This window comes from Paenibacillus sp. OK060 (assembly GCF_900101205.1).
GTDB lineage: Bacteria > Bacillota > Bacilli > Paenibacillales > Paenibacillaceae > Paenibacillus > Paenibacillus marchantiae.
Genome location: NZ_FNFR01000001.1, coordinates 711,772 through 731,431, shown reverse-complemented (window position 1 = coordinate 731,431; position 19,660 = coordinate 711,772). Strand labels below are relative to the sequence as shown.

At 45.7% G+C, this 19,660-nt stretch carries 17 protein-coding genes and 1 pseudogene; 2 read left to right on the top strand and 16 right to left on the bottom strand.

Annotated features, from left to right (window positions below; all coding sequences use genetic code 11):
* Window positions 1–44: 44 nt before the first annotated feature.
* The 9 genes from BLS14_RS03360 to BLS14_RS03320 all read right to left on the bottom strand — a co-directional run bounded on the left by BLS14_RS03360 (window position 45) and on the right by BLS14_RS03320 (window position 12,138).
* Window positions 45–1,472, bottom strand: a complete 1,428-nt coding sequence (locus tag BLS14_RS03360) for a 4-hydroxyphenylacetate 3-hydroxylase family protein (RefSeq protein ID WP_090949527.1) — start codon at window positions 1,470–1,472, stop codon at window positions 45–47.
* Between the two features lie 194 nt (window positions 1,473–1,666).
* Window positions 1,667–3,619 carry an ABC transporter permease gene (locus BLS14_RS03355; protein ID WP_090949524.1) on the bottom strand — a complete coding sequence of 651 codons (1,953 nt, stop codon included), beginning with the start codon at window positions 3,617–3,619 and terminating at the stop codon, window positions 1,667–1,669.
* Window positions 3,594–4,364, bottom strand: a complete 771-nt coding sequence (locus BLS14_RS03350) for an ABC transporter ATP-binding protein (RefSeq protein ID WP_072732602.1) — start codon at window positions 4,362–4,364, stop codon at window positions 3,594–3,596. The genes BLS14_RS03355 and BLS14_RS03350 overlap by 26 nt, the downstream gene beginning before the upstream one ends.
* Window positions 4,365–4,640: 276 nt before the next feature.
* Complete coding sequence (locus BLS14_RS03345) at window positions 4,641–5,627, bottom strand: sensor histidine kinase (RefSeq protein WP_090949522.1); 987 nt, start codon at window positions 5,625–5,627, stop codon at window positions 4,641–4,643.
* The gene (locus BLS14_RS03340; protein ID WP_072732600.1) at window positions 5,624–6,328 is read right to left on the bottom strand and encodes a response regulator transcription factor; all 705 of its coding nucleotides are present in this window, start codon (window positions 6,326–6,328) and stop codon (window positions 5,624–5,626) included. The genes BLS14_RS03345 and BLS14_RS03340 overlap by 4 nt, the downstream gene beginning before the upstream one ends.
* A gap of 73 nt (window positions 6,329–6,401) precedes the next feature.
* A complete protein-coding gene (gene nagZ, locus BLS14_RS03335) occupies window positions 6,402–7,739 on the bottom strand; it encodes a beta-N-acetylhexosaminidase (RefSeq protein ID WP_256336134.1) in 1,338 nt (445 codons plus the stop codon).
* Between the two features lie 329 nt (window positions 7,740–8,068).
* The gene (locus BLS14_RS03330; protein WP_090949519.1) at window positions 8,069–9,169 is read right to left on the bottom strand and encodes an NADH:flavin oxidoreductase; all 1,101 of its coding nucleotides are present in this window, start codon (window positions 9,167–9,169) and stop codon (window positions 8,069–8,071) included.
* A gap of 323 nt (window positions 9,170–9,492) precedes the next feature.
* Window positions 9,493–10,806, bottom strand: coding sequence for a hypothetical protein (locus tag BLS14_RS03325; protein WP_090949517.1), 1,314 nt, complete (start codon window positions 10,804–10,806; stop codon window positions 9,493–9,495).
* A gap of 282 nt (window positions 10,807–11,088) precedes the next feature.
* Complete coding sequence (locus tag BLS14_RS03320; protein ID WP_063563450.1) at window positions 11,089–12,138, bottom strand: 2,3-butanediol dehydrogenase; 1,050 nt, start codon at window positions 12,136–12,138, stop codon at window positions 11,089–11,091.
* A gap of 418 nt (window positions 12,139–12,556) precedes the next feature.
* Between BLS14_RS03320 and BLS14_RS03315 the strand changes: the two genes are divergently transcribed.
* The gene (locus BLS14_RS03315) at window positions 12,557–13,594 is read left to right on the top strand and encodes a LacI family DNA-binding transcriptional regulator (RefSeq protein WP_063563449.1); all 1,038 of its coding nucleotides are present in this window, start codon (window positions 12,557–12,559) and stop codon (window positions 13,592–13,594) included.
* A 147-nt stretch (window positions 13,595–13,741) separates the two neighbouring features.
* Here BLS14_RS03315 and BLS14_RS03310 read toward each other — a convergent pair whose 3' ends face one another.
* The 3 genes from BLS14_RS03310 to BLS14_RS03300 all read right to left on the bottom strand — a co-directional run bounded on the left by BLS14_RS03310 (window position 13,742) and on the right by BLS14_RS03300 (window position 15,776).
* Complete coding sequence (locus BLS14_RS03310) at window positions 13,742–14,716, bottom strand: D-2-hydroxyacid dehydrogenase family protein (protein WP_090949515.1); 975 nt, start codon at window positions 14,714–14,716, stop codon at window positions 13,742–13,744.
* A 190-nt stretch (window positions 14,717–14,906) separates the two neighbouring features.
* Entirely contained in the window at window positions 14,907–15,158 is a 252-nt protein-coding gene (locus BLS14_RS03305) for a hypothetical protein (RefSeq protein ID WP_090949513.1), read from the bottom strand.
* A 33-nt stretch (window positions 15,159–15,191) separates the two neighbouring features.
* On the bottom strand, window positions 15,192–15,776 hold the full coding sequence (locus tag BLS14_RS03300) for a TetR/AcrR family transcriptional regulator (protein ID WP_090949510.1): 585 nt from the start codon (window positions 15,774–15,776) through the stop codon (window positions 15,192–15,194).
* Between the two features lie 245 nt (window positions 15,777–16,021).
* Between BLS14_RS03300 and BLS14_RS03295 the strand changes: the two genes are divergently transcribed.
* Window positions 16,022–17,242 carry an MFS transporter gene (locus BLS14_RS03295; RefSeq protein WP_063563445.1) on the top strand — a complete coding sequence of 407 codons (1,221 nt, stop codon included), beginning with the start codon at window positions 16,022–16,024 and terminating at the stop codon, window positions 17,240–17,242.
* Window positions 17,243–17,248: 6 nt separating this feature from the next.
* Here BLS14_RS03295 and BLS14_RS32445 read toward each other — a convergent pair whose 3' ends face one another.
* The 4 genes and pseudogenes from BLS14_RS32445 to BLS14_RS33005 form a co-directional block, all read right to left on the bottom strand.
* On the bottom strand, window positions 17,249–17,410 hold the full coding sequence (locus BLS14_RS32445) for a hypothetical protein (protein ID WP_176854261.1): 162 nt from the start codon (window positions 17,408–17,410) through the stop codon (window positions 17,249–17,251).
* A 27-nt stretch (window positions 17,411–17,437) separates the two neighbouring features.
* The gene (locus BLS14_RS03290; protein WP_371121415.1) at window positions 17,438–17,887 is read right to left on the bottom strand and encodes an SRPBCC family protein; all 450 of its coding nucleotides are present in this window, start codon (window positions 17,885–17,887) and stop codon (window positions 17,438–17,440) included.
* 269 nt (window positions 17,888–18,156) lie between these two features.
* Entirely contained in the window at window positions 18,157–19,071 is a 915-nt protein-coding gene (locus tag BLS14_RS03285; RefSeq protein ID WP_072732593.1) for a phosphotransferase, read from the bottom strand.
* A 107-nt stretch (window positions 19,072–19,178) separates the two neighbouring features.
* A pseudogene (locus BLS14_RS33005) lies at window positions 19,179–19,338 on the bottom strand (IS1595 family transposase); the annotation flags it as partial.
* Window positions 19,339–19,660: the final 322 nt, after the last annotated feature.

Genomic DNA, 19,660 nt, shown 5'->3' with positions numbered 1-19,660 from the left:
CTTCAAATATAAAGCTAAAATAAGTAAAGTTTCAGTACCATTCATCACTTGCTACGTAACCAGGGTTCAACCCGGGCATATAATCGGTCCTTATCATATTGCACATACTGACTCGCCCGATTGCGTACCGGGTCACCGGCATAGAAACGTTCATACAGATCATGTCTGGCTCCCAGCGGACTTCCTGTCAGCTCCCAGGCGAGCTGGAATAACCGAATCTTCTCTGGTGCCTGCATCGTTACGCCTCCAAGATACTTGTTCATCATAGGGCTGATACTTCCTTCCAGCTCCAGCTTCCCGGAAGGGATCTGAATAAGGCCACCTGCGGCTATAGTCTTCAAAATCTCAACAGCGCGCGGGTAATAATGGTTCCCCAGATTACGGGCTGTTTCGATATATTTGAATGATGGTAGCCAGTTCCCATGAACATCCGGGGCAGCTTGTGCCTCAGATGCGATGATGAGTCCTTCAATCGTATGCATCTGGCTGATCATCTCCCCAAGCTGTTCCTGTACATTCAGGAAGGCATCCACTCCAATCTCCTTGGCGATGGAAGACGTGATGGCTGTAATGAATTCCAGCTTCGAATGCAGCCGAATAATGCTCTGATGATAAGCCAGACTGGAGGATGCCACGTTGCAGCGAATCTGCCATACCGCTTCCGGATTGTTGTGCAGCAGTACACGCTCCCAAGGTACAAATACATCGTCAAAAAATAATACAGCATCCATCTCATCATACTGACTACTGAGCGGATGAGCAGTATCTGAATCTAATGTTGCAAAAGATTCTCTACATACCATATGTAATCCTGGACTTCCTGCTGCCACAATAACCATATGCGCCAATTCCGGGCGATGTCCAGGAATGCGCTGAATCGGATATGCAATGATATCGTCCGCATATGGAGCAGCAGTCGCCACCATCTTCGCCCCACGGAGGACGACGCCTTCTGTATTGGTACGAATGATTCGAAGCATCGCATCTTCATCTTCCCCTACAGGCAGAGCACGATTAATCTGCGGGTCACGCTGGACAATGGTCAGGAAGGCATCCTTCCGTTTTGCCTCATCATAATAGGTAGCGATTTTACCTCCATATGCCGGGTCATATGCAGCCATCGCATCCCGTGTGGCGTACCATCCAGTCAGGCGAGATCGCGCGTAATCCGAGAGACGGCTCATTACCCCGTAGGTACGATCAGACCACAATCGAAAGGCTGCCGCCCTGCTGCTGATCTCCTGAGCATTGCAGGGTACTCGAAAAGCCTGGTGTACATATCCGTTCGTCTGCTCATCCCAATAAGCCACTGTTTCTCTCGTGTCCGCATCATCCACCAGATTGAACAGACTTTCAATCGTTTGTAAGGTTCCCCGGAAGGCAGAATGCTCTGTTACGCGAATACGTTCTCCATCCAGCCATACATTCCGTTCATCGTTCAACCGTTGCAGATAAGCTTGTCCACGGGACATTGTTATGCTCAATGTAATCCTCCTTCTCAGTTAGAAAGGCTAGGAAACTCAATGGTGATAATGTTTTAATCATTTCGAGACTCAAGTTAACTAAAATGATACATATTGTATCTATTGAAATAGTACTTTGCTTTGGAGGAAAAAGTCAACAGACACCAAACCTAAGGTCCGGTGTCTGTTCTATTAGATTTATATTAGATCAATTTGGCATACATATGACGCAGATAGCGCCAGCGTACCAGAAGGAAGAACAGAATCTGCATGGATGCAAATACGAGGAAAATGCGCAAAGTATAACCCATAACAGAGAAATCAACCAACTGCTGTAATGCAACAAATGCAACAGAGCTGTGGATAATGGCCAAGGCTATTGGCAGGAAAAACATCAATACCAGTTGTCTGGTTACGATGTTGCGAAGCTCCGGGCGACTCAGTCCCATCTTACCAATCATGCGGTACTGCTCTTCATCCCGTTCCAGATCAGCATATAACCGGAAGTAGGTAAAACTTGCAGCAAAGGTGAAAAAGACAATGCCAATCAATCCACTTAGAATTAGGATAATACCATTAGTTTGTTTGGAATTAAGCCAATCCAGCACGAGAGCGCTGATCTCGAAGTATCCCTGACCATCTGAGTCATTTTGAATGGATTCAATCAGATCAGGAGCAAACTTCCGCGTTCCCATCCAATCTGTCACAACAAATTGAGTTTTTTTATCGGGATAATAATTTTCATCAGCCTCGATTTGAATATTAAATTCCTTATTCATCTTGTCGTACAGCTCATTGGATACCACATAAACTTCCCTTTTGAATTCAACAGGGATGACGATATCGGTTGCAGGTGTTGTTAATCTGACCTTTTCCTGAACTTCCCACATACTGATATTTTTCTGAGATGAACCCTGCCCGGCTTCTGCTCGTAATGTCTTGCGACTCGTAAGATTGCCCGGAGTCATAAAGGCATCGTTGACATTCTCCAAAGTTCGCTCTTTGTAACCAAGTGCCTTGGCAAGATGATTATATTCACTGAGTTTGATAATATAGTTGCCCTCGTCATCAAATAGCGGAATATAACTTCCTTTCTGATACGGAACTTCATTATCAATTAAAGTCTCTTCGATCTTCCTGATGTGCCGTTCTGCGCCAGGTGTATCCCATGAATTTTGGTAGGTAAACGCATATGGATTTGACATCGATGACAATCCCGGATCAGCGATCGCCAGCATCGTACCAATGCCTGTAAAGGCGGAAGCCGAGATCACACTCACCATAAAAAACATGACCGCATTATCTTTCATTCGATAGGTAAGTTCGGACAGAAATAGCAAATTCGTTTTGCGGAAAAACAAACGCTTATTGCCTTTGAGCGCCCGAATGGCATACACACTAAGTTGGGTGAATAACAAATACGTGCCTGCAATAACCAAAACAACACTACCAAGCAGCAAAGGGAAAGAGTATGTGATCCATACAAAGGCAAATACACCCACATATCCACCCCCAATGAGTATGACGGAGAGAAGTGCTAAAAGACGAGAAGCCTTTGGCTCGGGTTTTGGTTTTTCCTCTGATTTTACAAGATCAATCAATGACCCTTTTCGCATCAGCAGCGATGAGCTCAGCGCAATCACAACAAACAGCAGCAGAAATGCTCCGACAGTAAGTGCGATTGCTTTTAATGGAAAATAGAATCGGAGACTTTCTTCCACCGCCAGCATCGAACCGCAGATCAACAGGATCAGCTTGGCAAAGATCATTCCTAATCCAACGCCTGCCACAATGGCGGCGAGTCCAATGCACAAGTTTTCCATAAATAACAGTCGGTTCATCTGTTTACGTGTCATGCCAATGATTTGAAATATGCCGAATTCTTTTTTACGCGTCTTGAGAAATGAACCTACGGAATAGAGCAGAAACAGAAACGAAAAGATGAAAATAATGATCTCAGCAATCAAAAACCCCTGATTCGCAAGCATGGTCACTGTCCCACTTGAACCCTTCAGTCCATCCTTCAGATCCGGGTGAAACAAAAGAAGTGCATACGTAAAAAAGATCATGACGGAAAACGTACTGCTCAGAAAATGGGCCAGGTAAATTCGTTTGTTCCGAACAACATTATTAATGGCGAACTGGCGAAAATTCATGTCCGGAGCCTCCCATCAGGGATAATACGTTGATAATTCGTTGATAGAACGTCGATCGGTTATCTCCGTAATGAATCTCGTTGTACAGTCGTCCATCCTTAATAAATACAACCCGGCTGCAATAACTTGCCGCAACAGCGTCATGCGTGACCAGCAGCATGGTGGCTCGATCTTCCTGGTTGCGACGTTCCAGCATCTCCATTACATCACGCGCTGCCTTCGAATCGAGATTTCCTGTAGGCTCATCGGCCAGCACCAGCTTGGGAGAATGAATCAGGGCTCGTGCGATTGCTGTCCGCTGGGCTTGACCTCCGGAAATTTCATACGTGCGTTTGTTCAGAAGAGATGCGATGCCGAGCTTCTCTGCGAGTCGATCAACACGTTCATTCATCTCCTCAACCGGTACTCCGTCCAGCGTAAGGGGCAGGACAATATTTTCTTTTACCGTGAGTGTGTTGAGTAGGTTAAACGACTGAAATACGAACCCCAGCTCTCGGCGTCTGAACAGAGCCAGTTCATCGTGATTCAGTTCAAACGGGTTCTTACCTGCAATCTTCAGTTCCCCTGAAGTAGGGTGGTCAATGGTTGAAATCATGTTCAGCAACGTTGTTTTGCCGCTGCCTGATGGACCCATGATGCCAACGAATTCCCCCTCCTGAATACTGAGATCAATTCCTGACAAGGCTTCGTATGACACGATCCCTTTATAAATTTTGCTAATCTGTTTCACTGAACATATTTCCATAGGTTAATGGCTCCTTTTAGATTTCGGATTTGAATTAAACAAAGTTGAACTGAACTTCATCGCAATTCGAGGTCGTTCTCTACTTTCTGACTTCAGTCTATCGAAGTTTCGACCATTCTCCTATGGATTAACCTTTCATCTTCATGACATTATTGTAAGGTTATATGTCTCGTCGCCCTTTGGCGTGTTTCTTCTATGTAGAAAATGAGAAAGACGCCGATCCCTGTCAGGGCACCAGACGTCTTCTCAATTCGTTCCACATTATGCGCTTTATATTTAAATTTCAAATGTAATGGTTACCGTTGTCCCTTCTCCCTGAATGGATGTAAGATCAATCCGATGGTTCATTCGTGTCAGGACATCTTTAACAATATACAGTCCCATCCCCGTGGATTCTTTAAAATGTCGCCCATTCTCTCCGGTGAAAAAAGGCTGGTACACTCGGTTGAGATCCGACTTGGGAATACCCACTCCTTGATCCTTCACTTCAAGAATGATGGACCGTGTGGCTTCATAAGCCTGGATGGTTACCTTTTGCCCGTTCCCCCCGGAAGAGTACTTGATGGCATTGGATAACAGCTGTACGAGGACAAACCGAACCCACTTTGCATCCGACTGAACCACTAACGCAGAATCAATTTTCATCTCGGGATATACGTGATTGCGAATGAAGAATCGTTTCAGTTCATGGATGGCTTCTTCTCCGGCCGTCTTGAGGGATACGGGCTCCACACTGAAATCCTGTTCAAATGTCTCCAGCCGCGCCATGTACAACACCGTTTCCAGTCCTCGTCTCATCTGGTCTGCTTCCTCTCGAATGCTGATGAAACGGGGGTCCTCATCCTCCTGATCCTCAACCGTCAGTTCAATGACGGACAAAGGTGTCTTCATCTGATGAACCCATTGATTCATAAAAGTCAGATATTCCTGTTGACGCTGTTCCAGACGATGCAGATGTGCATAATAATGACCGTACTGTGAGTCCAGCAGTTCTGACAATGCCTGTGGCAAGGGAGCAGGCTCATTCAATGGAACAAATTCTTTTAGATCATTCATTCGATGGGACATCCGGGAATAAAACATGCGATGGGACAGATACCGATAAATGAGATAGGCTGCGTATAGGACTAACCCCAGAGATACCGCATACGTGGCCGTTAACCAGTGGTCATAGCCGTCGTACCAGAAGACCGCAACCACGGTGAGCAGCACAACGATTACCCAACAAGTCAGTACAATATGTTCTTTGATAAACAACTTCATGAAGGCGACGATGCCTTCCAATTACTGTTGAGTCGATAACCTGAACCTCTTACCGTCTCCAGCGCATCTGTAATTCCCAGCTCAGTCAATCGTTTACGAACGCGGGTCACATTCACGCTAAGTGTATTATCATCCACAAACGAATCGTCCCACAGCTTTTCCAAGATGGTTTCACGACTAACCAGTTTGGGACTGCGACGCAGCAACGTCTCCAGCAAAATGGTTTCTTTCTTGGTCAGTTGTATCTTGCGGTCACCGAGCTCCATCTCCAATCTTTCCAGATAAACAGTTAGTCCATCCAGTTCCACCTTGCGCTCTTCATGACGCGTAGCGTAATCGCCATACACCCGGCGCAGCTGACTTCGAATTTTGGCCATGACAATCTCATGCTCAAACGGCTTCGTAATATAATCGTCCGCACCGTTCTCAAGCGCCATGACCTGATCCATCTTGCCACTTCGGGCCGAGATGAAAATAATCGGACATGTGGAAATGGAACGAATTTGGCGACACCAATAGAACCCATCGTAACTCGGCAAGTTGATATCCAGCAGCACGACATGCGGCTTAACTTGTTCAAACTGCTGAACGACTTGCTCAAAATCCTCAACCGCAACGGCCCTGTCACCATATCGCTCGATATGGGATTGAAGAAGACCCGCAATCTTCGGATCATCTTCAATAATCATTATCGTATACATAAAAAGGTCTCACCTCTAACCTGTCGTAATGGAATATGCAATTCTCTTTCCAAAATCATAACACAGGTTGGTACTATCGGGCATCGACCTGCTTGCGCCAATCCACAATGTCAGCGTTCAGCTGCTTCAAATCGCCAGACGGCTGCTGCTCATCGGACAAGTTATACTTCTGTTTCAAAGCCAGAATTCGATATACACTTTCATTAATTCGAGATTCTGAAATCTTCCCTGACTTCACGGCACTTTTCAGTGTATCAAAAATAGTCTTGGCACTTTCATAACTGTGAGCTACCAGCAGAATATCGCTCCCTGCCTGAACCGTCGCCAAGGCGGCATCGTTCAGCTTATAATTTTTCGCGATCGCGCCCATGCTCAGATCATCTGTGATGACCACACCGTCATACTTGAATTTGCCACGCAACTGCTGACCAATAATGACGTTCGACAAAGAGGCGGGATGGTCGGGATCAAGCTTTGGAAACAAAATATGGGCTACCATAACCGCTTCCACCTGTTCCTTCACCGCTGCCTCAAACGGAATCCACTCCAGCTGGGCAAGTTGCTTTTCTGTTTTGTTCACGACAGGCAGATCCAAGTGGGAGTCCACTGACGTGTCTCCATGACCGGGAAAATGCTTCACCACCGGAATAATCCCTTCGTTGCGCAATCCCTTCATCTCGGCTATACCCATTTGGGAGACCAGACTGGCTGAACTCCCAAATGAACGATCCCCAATTACCGGGTTATTCGGATTACTGTTTACATCCAGTACTGGAGCAAAATCGACGTTAAAACCTAACAGCTGAATTTGTCTTGCTAACAATTTGCCCATCGTTTGAGCCAATTCAGCATCCTTCGTCTTGCCCACTTTCCCATTGGAAGGTATAGACTCTACCGTTTCTGGCATTCGACTAACTTTGCCACCCTCCTGATCCACACTCATGAAGATAGGAACCGGATTGGAACGATTGGCATCCTTAATGGATTGTACGAACTTTGCTGTTCCTGGCACGGTCGAGACATTATTTGCATAGAAAATAATCCCTCCCACCTTCTGATCCGTGATCATCTGTTTCGCTTGAGCATCCAAAGTGGTTCCCTGAACACCCGCCAGAATCATTTGTCCGATCTTCTCATCCAAAGACAATTGGTCGAGCTGCTCTTCTACCGGATCCTTCTCTTCCTGTGGAGGCACTGTATTCTGTTGATCATCCTGATCATTCTGATTGTTTGCACCTGTGTTTGAATTCGCATTGGTCTCCGTTCCGGCATTATTGTTATTTTGCTCTGACGAGGAAGGCTTCTGTGACTGCCCACATGCGGATAAGAGCAGCATTATTCCGAATAGCAGGCACAACATTTGAAGCGTGTTTATGTGTTTGTTTTTTAACTTGCGACTATGGATATGCAAGGATGGTCATCCTCCTTAAACGTTGTTGTCATTCAGGCTGAATGCGGTTCAGGCATAACCTTATCATAAGGTGGTTCATTTTCAAAATTAGACGGCTCCAGTATATATTCTTATGATGCAGCCTAAAAACGCAAAAAAATTTCCCTTTTTGGGCTTAAAGTGTGGTACTTCATGGTGTTGTTCCTTAGGGCGTGTGTGATTGGAGGGGATGAGAAAAGGTGTCAGCGGTGCGAAAAAGGGTTTTCTATTGTGAATTTTTCATATGTTGAAATTATTATTATAGGGAGGTGAAAAAGCCGCCTTTCGGCGGCATCAGGTTTGTTTTCAGTTTAGAGTGTTTTCAATGCTTCTGCTGTAAAAGGAACAATTTCGGACAGGCGCCCTTCGCGAACTTTGTTTGGCCATTCCGGATCACTCAGCAGTACACGTCCCAACGCGATCAAGTCAAATTCATTATTTTCCATTTTCTCGTTCAACTGATCCAGATGAGCGTCACCTGTTCCCTGGTTTTCGTTCGCTCTGTCCACGAATTCCGCTTCGAGACCTACCGATCCAACGGAGATCGCCGGCTTGCCACTTATTTTCTGTGTCCAGCCTGCAAGATTCAGCTCTGAGCCATCAAATTCCGGCAGCCAGAATCGACGGGTAGAGCAGTGGAAAATATCTACACCTGCAGCCGTGAGGGGTGCAAGGAATTGCTCCAGTTGTTCTGGTGTTTCCACCAGCCGTGCGTCGTAGTTCCCCATTTTCCATTGGGAGAAACGAAGTACGATCGGGAAGTCAGGACCTACTGCAGCGCGACATGCTTCAATAACCTCAACAGCAAAACGCGTGCGCTGTGCCAGATCGCCTCCATATTTATCCGTACGACGATTGGTCTGCTCCCAGAAGAATTGATCAATCAGGTAGCCATGAGCCCCGTGAAGCTCAATACCATCAAAACCGATGCGCTGCGCATCTGCTGCTGCTTGGGCAAACGCCTGGATAAGACCCTTGATCTCGTCCTCTGACAATGGTTCTCTCTCAGGTTCACCTGCCATGCTTATTCCCGATGGGCCTACCGGCTCAGCTTCTGCATTAGGCAGGTCCCCTGAACGGCGGGCTGTACCCACATGCCACAATTGTGGCATGATTTTGCCACCTGCCTCATGGACTGCTTTGACTACATTCGCCCAACCCTGCAATGATTCTTCGCCATGGAACAGCGGAATGCTCGCGCCACTAATGGATGAAGGGTGGTTAATACCCGTTCCTTCCGTAACAATCAGCCCTACACCTCCGGCTGCTCTGCGACGATAATATTCCACGACCTCTGGTCCGGGTACTCCTTCGGGTGAAAATCCACGAGTCATGGGTGCCATGACGATCCGGTTGGACAGGGTAAGCTTGTCCGAGGTAAATGGTTTAAACAAAGCTGACGGTACATTCATTGTGTATTGCTCCTTTACGATTAGATTGGAAGAAAAGATGTACACTTTCTTGCACATGCTATTGTATAACTACCACAGATGTTAATCCGTGAGTTGGTTAAGATATATCACCTTTCTATTTTATAGTTTCTGATTTTTATTTTCAAATTTTCGATTTAAAAGGATTACTACTCTCTTGAACACAAAAATAGAGCAAGCTCGATGTAGCTTCATCTAAGAAGTTCTACGATCTCGTCCTGCTCTGTACAATTAACCTAAACGGCTCTCTCTGTAACCAAAAATGTGGATGAAGCATAGTATATAATCCATAATCTTCCTTTCGTTTAATTAGAATTAACAGGGATGTCATTACGATTAACTCTCAGCAGTTTTCCTGATGAAGTTGATAGAACATCGGGGTCTGTGCCCAGTCCAAAGTAGAAATCACCTTCGTGTTCTTCAAAAGACTTGGCGTACGTGTCCTGGTTAAAACGGAGAATTTCATTCCATGTGTTCAAATCTGTGGATTGATATACCCGGTTTATATAGAGATTTGCACTTTTGCGAGTGTAGGTAAGCACATAGACTTTCCCTTCCCGAAGCAGTATATCCGTAGGAAGCGCTTGAGTATCTGGCAAAATGACGCGTGTTGCCTGATTAATGTCGGTCATCACATTCAAGGATTTGGGTAACAGTTGCCCATCATTGAATACCCCTCCGGCAATATAAAGCAGCTTATTGTTAAAATTAATATTTTTCCCTATTTTATTATACGGAACTGTGCCCGTTTGATAGGATAATCCTGGGAGCATTTTGCTACCATAAATGACCACGTCTTTCTTTTCAAGCTTCTCATTAATCTCTAATACATTGGTTTTATCGCCCCAAATTTTATTGGCAGGATACATCATGCCTGATGCATATAATTTGCCCTTGATCTCAAATAACGTATATGCCCTGAAGCCAAACGTATTGATGGTGGCGAATTTTTGCCAACTTTCGCCTTGATCATGAGAGATTAATACGGTCGGTTTCTGCTCGGTACCCAGCGCTGCAAACAGTTTGCCCTGATAGGACGCCAAATCGTATACGTGTACACCTAGCGGCAGATTGCGATACTTTGTCCATACATCTCCATCTAACCGGTAGAAGTTTCCCATATCCCACTGTTCACCATCCGAATCATTTCCGGGAATATACAATTTGTCGTTCAGCACTTTATAAATATCAATCTGTTCCTCATCTACGAATAATTTGGTCGAAGGAACGATGCTCGGATTGCTATTGGTGACGGACTGCGTTATAAATCTGGGATTGGCTGTATCGTAATAAATGACTGGAATAGGACCCGCATTAGGTGAAACACCTAAATTACTGCTGTTCCCATGACCCATATATATTTTCCCTCTGTACAGCTGCAAGTCCCAAACATTATTGGCATACGGTGCTTTCTTAAAAGGTTTTCCAAGCAACTCAATCTTGGACGTCACATCAGCGGATGTGATAGGCGCACTGGACACCTTGGCAAGTGCCCGTTCGGCAGTTGGCTGATGATTGGTTGAAACATTGTTTTTGGGTTTCGAATTACCCATAAGCAGCCAGCCCATGCCTGCAACAATCGTCAAAATCACGGCTGCCCATTTTGTATTGCTCTGCATGTCCGCTTCCTCCTTCATTTTTATGAAATAACACCTTTATATCAAAATGATACAAATTGTATCTTTTCATATTATGTAAAACGAAACCTACTTGCAACAAATTCCGCCCGTTTAGTGCAAAAAAAATAGACAATCGCATCCGAAGATGCGTTGTCTATTTTTCATAATTCATTGGTGGTTGCCTACCGATTGCGGATCAGTTCCAATTGAGCTCCAACTGGGTGCCTGTTTCCATCCGCTGACTTCCACTCTATTACTTGGCTTGTGATTCGCTCGGTAAAGTTACTCTGCTTTCACCAGAATTTTAACCTGGTTTTTCTCTTTCAGCAGTGCTTCAAATCCATGCTCTACCACTTCGTCCAGGCTGATTCGTTTGGTTACCAGCTTGTCTGCCGGGAAGAAACCTTTAGCCATCAAGCTAATCACAGCCGGGAATACGTCACGGTAACCGATAATGCCATTGACCGTACGCTCCTTCATGACAATGGAGTTTGGCAGGATCGGTGCTTCCTGTTCAAAAATGCTGACGATCATCAATTCACCGCCAATACGTGTTGAATCAATCGCTTGTTGCAGCACCCGTGGAACACCGGTTACTTCATAAGCTACATTTACGCCACCTTGGGTGCGTGCATGAATTTCTTCCACTACTTTGTATTGTGTAGGATCAATAACAATAGCGCCAAGTTCTTCCGCTTTGGCTTTACGTTCTTCGGATAATTCCACAACATAAATATCCGATGCACCAGAAGCTTTCAACGCTTCAATAACCAGCAACCCGATTGGACCTGCACCAAAAACAGCCGCAGTGTCGCCAACTTTCAGTTTGCTTTGACGAACAGCATGAAGAGCTACTGCGGAAGGCTCCACCAACGCTCCTTGCTCGTACGAGATGGAATCAGGAATGGCATGAACCATATATTCCTCAGCCGTTACATACTCCGAGAAACCTCCGCCTCCCCCAGCCAGACCCAAGAAACCCATCTGATCGCACAAATTATATTTCCCTTGTTTACAGGCTTCACAATGACCACATGCATAGATCGGTTCCACCACAACGCGGTCACCTGCCTTATAACGTGTCACGCCTTCTCCTACTTCAACAACTTGTCCTGAAAATTCATGCCCCATCACAACAGGTGCTTGTTCCCCTGTTAGCGGATGCGGTGCTTGAGCCGGAATGAAGATCGGGCCAGCAGTGTACTCGTGCAAGTCACTGCCACAGATACCACACCACTCCACTTTTATTTTAACCTTTCCCTGTTCAGGGCGGGGTTCATCAATATTTTCGAGACGCAAATCTTTTACTCCATGCCAACGCAATGCTTTCATTTGTTTCATCTCCCAGATCATAAGTTTTGATATAATCGGAAACGTTTCCGTAAGTTAAATATGTCACATTTTAAATAGGCTGTCAAACATAATTTGTCACACATATGTCTATCTTATGAATTTTACGTCGATAATCCTGGTGTAATAACAGCGTTTTTAATATATCGATCATTTTTTGCTCTGTGGCTTTCTGTCCGTTCTCGTGTATATGTTTAATTCAATGGATATAGAATGCGCGATTTATCTCTATTTATCCGTTCGGTTCTTTTGGAAAACCAACAGACATCTCTGTCCTTTCAATCGTATTCACGGGATAGTTATTGGCTCAAATGTTATAATCAAGGTATAGGATTGTCTTTCCATTCGTACATATTTTCAAAATTCGGAATCGTTTCCGATGAAGTGAGGTTAACTAAACGTGAGTAAAGATCAGAAGATTACGATCAAGGATGTTGCAGAACTTGCAGGTGTAGGTATCGCTACCGTCTCCCGAGCCATTAACAATTCCGATGGCATCAGCAACAAAACACGGGATAAAGTCTTGCAGGCCATTGAGGAGCTTGGATTTGTCCCCAATACCTCTGCCCAGAGTTTGAAAATACGCCAGACACATCAGATCGCACTGGTTGTTCCCGACATACGCAATGCTATCATTCCCGAGATCTCTTGGTCTGTTGAACAAACGGCTAAGCAGCATGGGTATCATGTGGTTCAAATCAATACGGCGGGTAATGCACGAACGGAACTGGAAACCATTCGTACGATCAAAAAATTGCACGTGGACGGGCTTATTTTCATGCCTTTGGCATATCCCAAAACATTGCCTGGTTTAATTGATAAAGCTCCCCTTCCCATTTCCATGATCAATTACGGTAAAAAGCTGGACCCTGGTATGAAAGCTGATGTCGTTTCTCTTTCACAGCCTGAAGGGAAATTGGTGATGGAACATCTGATTAAGATTGGACGGACCCGCATTGCATATGCCGGTGCTCCCAAAGACATTATTGAAGAGCGTTATCGGGCTTATGAGCAAGCACTCGGACATGTAGATATCTCGCTTGTTTACTTCGGAGAAGATTTTTCATTGAATACAGGAGCTAATGCAGCGGATTATTTCTATGGACTGACTCACATGCCAGATGCCGTATACGCGATTAACGATATGGTCGCCATCGGACTGGTAAATCGGTTTAAAGAACTAGGCGTTCGTGTCCCTGAAGATATCGCAGTTGTGGGCGTTGATAATAACCAATGGACTACCGTTACGTCTCCGCAGATCAGTTCAGTCTCGATTATGGGCGAAGAAGTGGCCCGACTTGCTACGGAATTGCTGTTAAAACGGATTCGAGAGATGAGCACCACGGATTACGAGCATATTCAATTTGAGCCACGGTTAATTGTGCGCGAGTCCAGCGTTGCCATGATCCGCTCATCTTCACAAGGACCACGCGCATAAGAATGATTGCGAAGACACCGGATTCAATGGACTGTCCAAACCTTTGATAAACACAAAAAGGTGTTCACCAGGAATGAATTTTGTCCTGAGAAACACCTTTTTTTATCTTCATTCACACCCTTTTATCTCAAACCCACCTCCGAGCAATTACTTCTTCGAAAGCAATTGTCTAATCGGTGTTCCTTTCATAAACATCTCAATATCCTCTACGGTATGGTTAAAATAAATGGCATAGTTTCCTTGAGTCACATAACCCAGATGCGGTGTTGCCAGAAGATTGGGCAGTGTACGCAACATATGATTCACAGGAAGAGGTTCCTGTTCATATACGTCTAGACCGGCCCCGGCAATCCACTCATTCTGTAAAGCTTCGACCATCGCCTCTTGATCCACAATGCCTGCACGGGACGTATTGATCAATAAAGCAGTATTTTTCATCCGTTGCAGCTCGGCTCGTCCGATCAGATTACGAGTGCGATCACTGAGCACCAGATGAATGGAAACAATATCGCTTTGTTCCAGCAGCTGTTCCTTCGTCTCTGCCCACTGGACTCCCTGCTCCTCTGCTCTTGTCTGTGTCAAATTCTTACTCCAGGCGATCACGTTCATGCCAAAGGCTTGTGCAATCTCTGCCATCCGGTTGCCAATCTTGCCTAAACCGAGCAGTCCCAGTGTCTTTCCGTACAAATCCATGCCAACTGTACTCTGCCAATTCCGATTGGAACGCAGTGCGTTATTTTCAGTTACCAGCTGTCTAGACAGACCCAGTATCAGCGCCCATGTCAGTTCCGTCGGCGGGTTCGAGCTGCCTTCCGTGCCACAGACGATTACTCCACTTTCTTCCGCGGCCCGGAGATCAATGGAGGCATTGCGCATGCCGCTTGTAATCAGAAGCTTGAGTTTGGGCAATTGTGTAATCACGGATTCAGGAAATGGTGTACGCTCACGCATCAAGACAATAATTTCAAAATCCTGCAGTTCCTGAACGACCTTCTCTTCTGATCCCAAATAGTTATTGAACGTCTGAACCTCAACCCGATCCAGGATAGGAGTCCAATCCGCTGAAGAAAGGGCTACATTCTGATAATCATCCAATATGGCACAACGCAACTTCGTCTGCATGGTTGAATCTCCTCCTCATATATGTGCATCATCAAACATTCTTTGAACATGTTACCCGAATATGTAAATCATAGTATACACCCTAATTTAATCTATACCCTATCTGTATTGTATCAACTCAAGCCCTCATCTGCCCAATGTCCTCAGACACAAAAAGAGCAGGAACAGATTCCCGCTTGTCGCTCTCACTTCAGAACACCTTGAAAAGCAGCGCCGTGATCAGTATGGCCATCGCCACTTGAAGCAAGGACCGTATTTTTAGAAAAATCGTATCTAATTTTGATTGATCATTCTCTGTCAGCGAACCCACAATAGCAATAAAAGCAAGTATGCCAATCACAATCAAACTGAACTTGATGATCCCCATCCCGCCGTATGTTGTCAGCAGCACACCTATAATGTATAAAACGACAAGGTAGATCCTATGAAAATAACGCTCCATATGAACACCCTTTCTAAAAATGAAATCCTTCCCTCATTCCTCAAGCAACGATAACGTAACCTTAATACTCTGCTGCACAAATGAGCGATCCGGCTCCGATTTCATCATCACGGTCAATCCAATCATCGATACAACCAGAGACTTGGACAACGCACTTGCATCGAGATCATTAGACAATTCCCCTGTTTCCTGCCCCCGTTCAATCGTCTCCTTGAAAATCGCTACCAGATACATCTGGTGCTCGCGTGTCAGAACAGCGAATTTGGGGTCATGCGGAGCCAGTTCAACCATCGTATTGATGCAAAAACAGCCGTGACGAGTATCTGTCACATCCCCTTCTGCTCCAATATGTTCAAATAAGGCACGGAAGGCTTCTTTTACAGAGCATGTATGTTGAAGCCTGAATCTGACCTGCGCGGCATGCAAAGTTGTATATCTGCGAAGTGCCGTTTCAAACAATTCCTTTTTGTCACCAAAAGCCGCATAAAGACTGGGACGTTGAATTCCCATGGCTGTTGTCAAATCACTTAGGGACGTCGTCTCAAATCCCTTATCCCAAAAAATCTGCATCGCTGCTTCCAGTGCCTGATCCGTATCAAATTCCCGTTGTCTAACCATGTATTCACCCTCTTTATGTATCGATCAGTATACATCTATTTTAATCTAGATCCAATTTCCATGTCAAACCTATCTTTATTTATAAAAGAAAAATCAACCATTCCATTTTATTTCTTGACATCGTGTCAAAGCGTGAAGTATGTTTATTCGGAATCATAATGTACTGATCGGTATATTTAAATTCAACCGTGTTCTTACCGCTCCCCCTAACTTACCACATTCGAATACAGAAAGGTGAATCATCCATGCAAAATCCATCTCATCAAGCACATCCCTTCAGCGAAGGACGTCCAGGCATGTCCCGACTTGTCGCGCTGTTATTTGCCCTGTGCAGCGGACTGGCGGTAGCCAACATTTATTATGCCCAGCCTTTGCTCGACTCCATTGCTGACGAGTTTAGAATCTCTCATTCCTCTATTGGAATCGTTATTACCGTAACCCAGATTTGTTACGCCCTCGGATTGTTATTACTGGTCCCACTTGGTGATCTATTGAACCGGCGCAAGCTGATCATGATCCAGATGCTTTTATCCGTAATCGCCCTGGTTACTGTCGGTACCTCATCATCCAGCCAGGTTCTATTCATTGGAATGGCCGCCATCGGGCTGCTTGCCGTGATTACACAAACACTCGTTGCCTTTGCCGCCTCCCTGGCTGTACCTTCAGAACGAGGGCGTATCGTCGGTCTGGTCACAAGCGGAATCGTCATAGGCATATTACTGGCGCGAACCATAGCAGGCACCTTAAACGATTGGATCGGCTGGAGATCAGTCTATCTCTTCTCTGCCAGTCTGACATTACTCGGGATTATCGCACTGTTTCTTGTACTCCCAAAACACGAACCCAAGCGAGAGAAACTCAGCTACACCCAATTAATTGTTTCAGTCATGCAACTGTACCGTGAGTTGCCTATTCTGCGAACACGCGGCGTTCTCGCCATGTTAATTTTCACAGCCTTTAGCACGTTATGGACTTCCATGGTGTTGCCACTTAGTGCTCCGCCACTTTCCCTGTCACATACTGCTATTGGAGCCTTTGGTCTCGCGGGAGCTGCTGGTGCCCTGGCTGCTGCACGTGCTGGAAAACTGGCTGATCGGGGATTGGGACAAAAGACGACGGGCGTCGCTCTGGTCATATTGCTTCTATCCTGGCTGCCCATTGGCTATGTTCACCACTCTTTATGGCTGCTTGTAGCTGGGGTAATTATGCTGGACCTTGCCGTGCAGGCCGTACATGTCACCAACCAGAGTCTGATCTATGAAGTTCGACCAGAGGCGCAGAGCCGTTTGACGGGCGCCTACATGATCTTTTATTCAATAGGAAGTGCTACCGGCTCCATTGCTTCTACTCAAGTGTACGCATGGGCAGGTTGGACTGGCGTTTGCTGGCTGGGTGCAGGCGTGAGTGCCGCTGCGCTTCTGTTCTGGACCATTGATCGATATATCCATCGAAATTCGGATCAATAAAAGAACTTATTCCAGCTTATTCCATACCACGATAAACAGCGTGGCTAACGGACCAAATAACAGGGAAATCAGAAACCAGTTACGGCCACTTCTGTTTTTTCCCTGAGCAAGTCCGGCATTAATAAGGGCAAGTGTGCCCCAACCTACAAAATATTCGTTTTCCATCAACTATCATTTCCTCCTTACAGATCGGCCCTATCTATTCTCTAGTAACGCCTTTAGCTTCAAATTACGGCTCTCCAGGAAAGCCTGCATATACCTCTTGAGTACAATCCGCTCTGCAACCCAACCCAGAACACCAAGGGGAGCTTCAAATCTCAGTGTGTCCCTCATAGAAGTGGTCTGCTCTCCAAGCTTGTTGAAGCTGTGTTCATGTCTCATGCTCTTGAAAGCACCTTTCTCCATCTGATCCACAAAGAGATACGGCGGATTGTACTCGGCGATCCGGGAAGTCAGCTTCTGTCTTATCCCGAAATGGCTCGCTTCGAAAGTTACCGTATCGCCTTCACCAATTCTGCCCGTTGTAACACCCGCTACAGCCTGCTCACGGGTATGTTCCCAGACGGTCCGGGTATGAATATCAATGTCCCGCGCATAGTCAAAGCATCGCTCAATGGGCGCATGTATTGTAATCTCGGTTACCACTTCAATCAAGGACGATCACTCCTTTTCCGCTTCCTTTGCCTAAGGCTATGTTAAATTCTAATGTTGATATTTGACCATAAGAAAACCGCATTCGTTGAAAAGGCGGTTTATTGCTATCGTGTCCCGTTAGCGCAAGGACTTACTCTGTTGAATTTCGTGTTCCTCAACATAAAGCGGCATCAGAGAAGGCGGATCGTACCTTATCGCGGCCTTTAAACGACAAAATGGTGCCGATAGCCTAGCCCCACAGCCGAAACGAAATAATGAGTCTAATCCGACAGTGCCCGCATGATGTTGGATTTCGCCTCTACCGCAATCGCTTCATTCCCATCATCGACCGCTTGCATTAAGACCAGTATGGGGATGTATACCGCGATCAGCCGTGCCAGCAGCTTCGTTTCCTCGTCCGCTCCTCCGTACGTTTCAAAAAACACGCCGCGAGCGTAAGGTGGTAAAAAGCTATAAGCAACGCTCAAATCGCAAGCCGGATGGCCTACGCTCAGATCGCCCCAATCAATGATGCCGGAAACGATCCCGTTCTCATTTACAAGCATATTTTTGAAATGAAGATCGCCATGTAGCAGTGCATTCACCGCCTCGACACGGTCCTTTTGCAGCCTGCTAATATACGCTTCGATCACACCGGACTCCTCCGGCGACAAGTGTTCAACCACCTTCGATAGAAAGCCCTCCAATTTCACTTTGCGCGATGCTATGTCCGTCAAGTTTCGATGATCTTGCTGAACTCCGCACTTCAGCGCCGCCTGCACCGGAAACTCATGCAATTTCCGCAAAAATTTCGCCAACGTCTCTGCCGATAAAGCCCGGCGTTCTTCCGTCAAACCGATTGGGAAATCTCCTGACACGTAGGCATAGCCAAGAAATGGTGCCGGGTATTCGCCACTTGCTTCGCCATAAAACAACGGTTTCGGATAGGGGATGGTCATATATGCCTCCAGCTTCGGCAGCAGCTTCCCTTCCATACGAATAGAGCCAACTGCAATCTTTCTTCTTGGAAACCGGAACACATACTCGTCACCGATGAGAAAAACCGTATTGTCCCAGCCCCAGCCCAATCGCTTTACTTGCTTCGATGACAGCTGAGGGAATTGTCTGCCGATCAGCGTCCGCGCCTGCTCTTCGTTAACCTCCCACTCCGCATCCCATACATTCGTTCCTCCCATGAATTGTCTGCCTCCTCGTTCCTTACGTTATTTAGATGTTTACATTCCCTGGAATTTACGCATAACTGCCCGTTAGCTTAACAAGAATAAGTAGAAAGCCGAGTCGGTCACAGTAAACAGACACAATTTGACCAACATATTTTTCTTATTCGACGCGGTATTCTCATACTTGCTGTCTAAGTAACGAAACCACGCCAAGTAATTCTGCAAATACTTTGTTGCAACACCATTGATGCGATCCATCCATTCCTTCAAGCGGCTGTGGTAGCTGCTGGTTCGGGACTGCAAAAAGTAGATAAGTTCTCGCTTACCATTATCGTCCAACGTATCAGCAAGCTTTTTCAGTTCGTTTAAATCCATGGGCAAATCATCTCCGAACAGTTATATTGCCCTTATTAAAGAACACTTGTTCGTATTTTTCAAATATCAACAACAAAGTTTAACATACTCTTGCCTAAAAAGGAAGATTAAGGTCTTTGCAAAGTATACTCCTGGTCACCATGAAGAACAATTCAGTGCATGATCTAAATTAAAAACGGGTCCCCTGTTATCTTATAGGAGGCCCGTTTTCTGTATGAATTCATTTGTT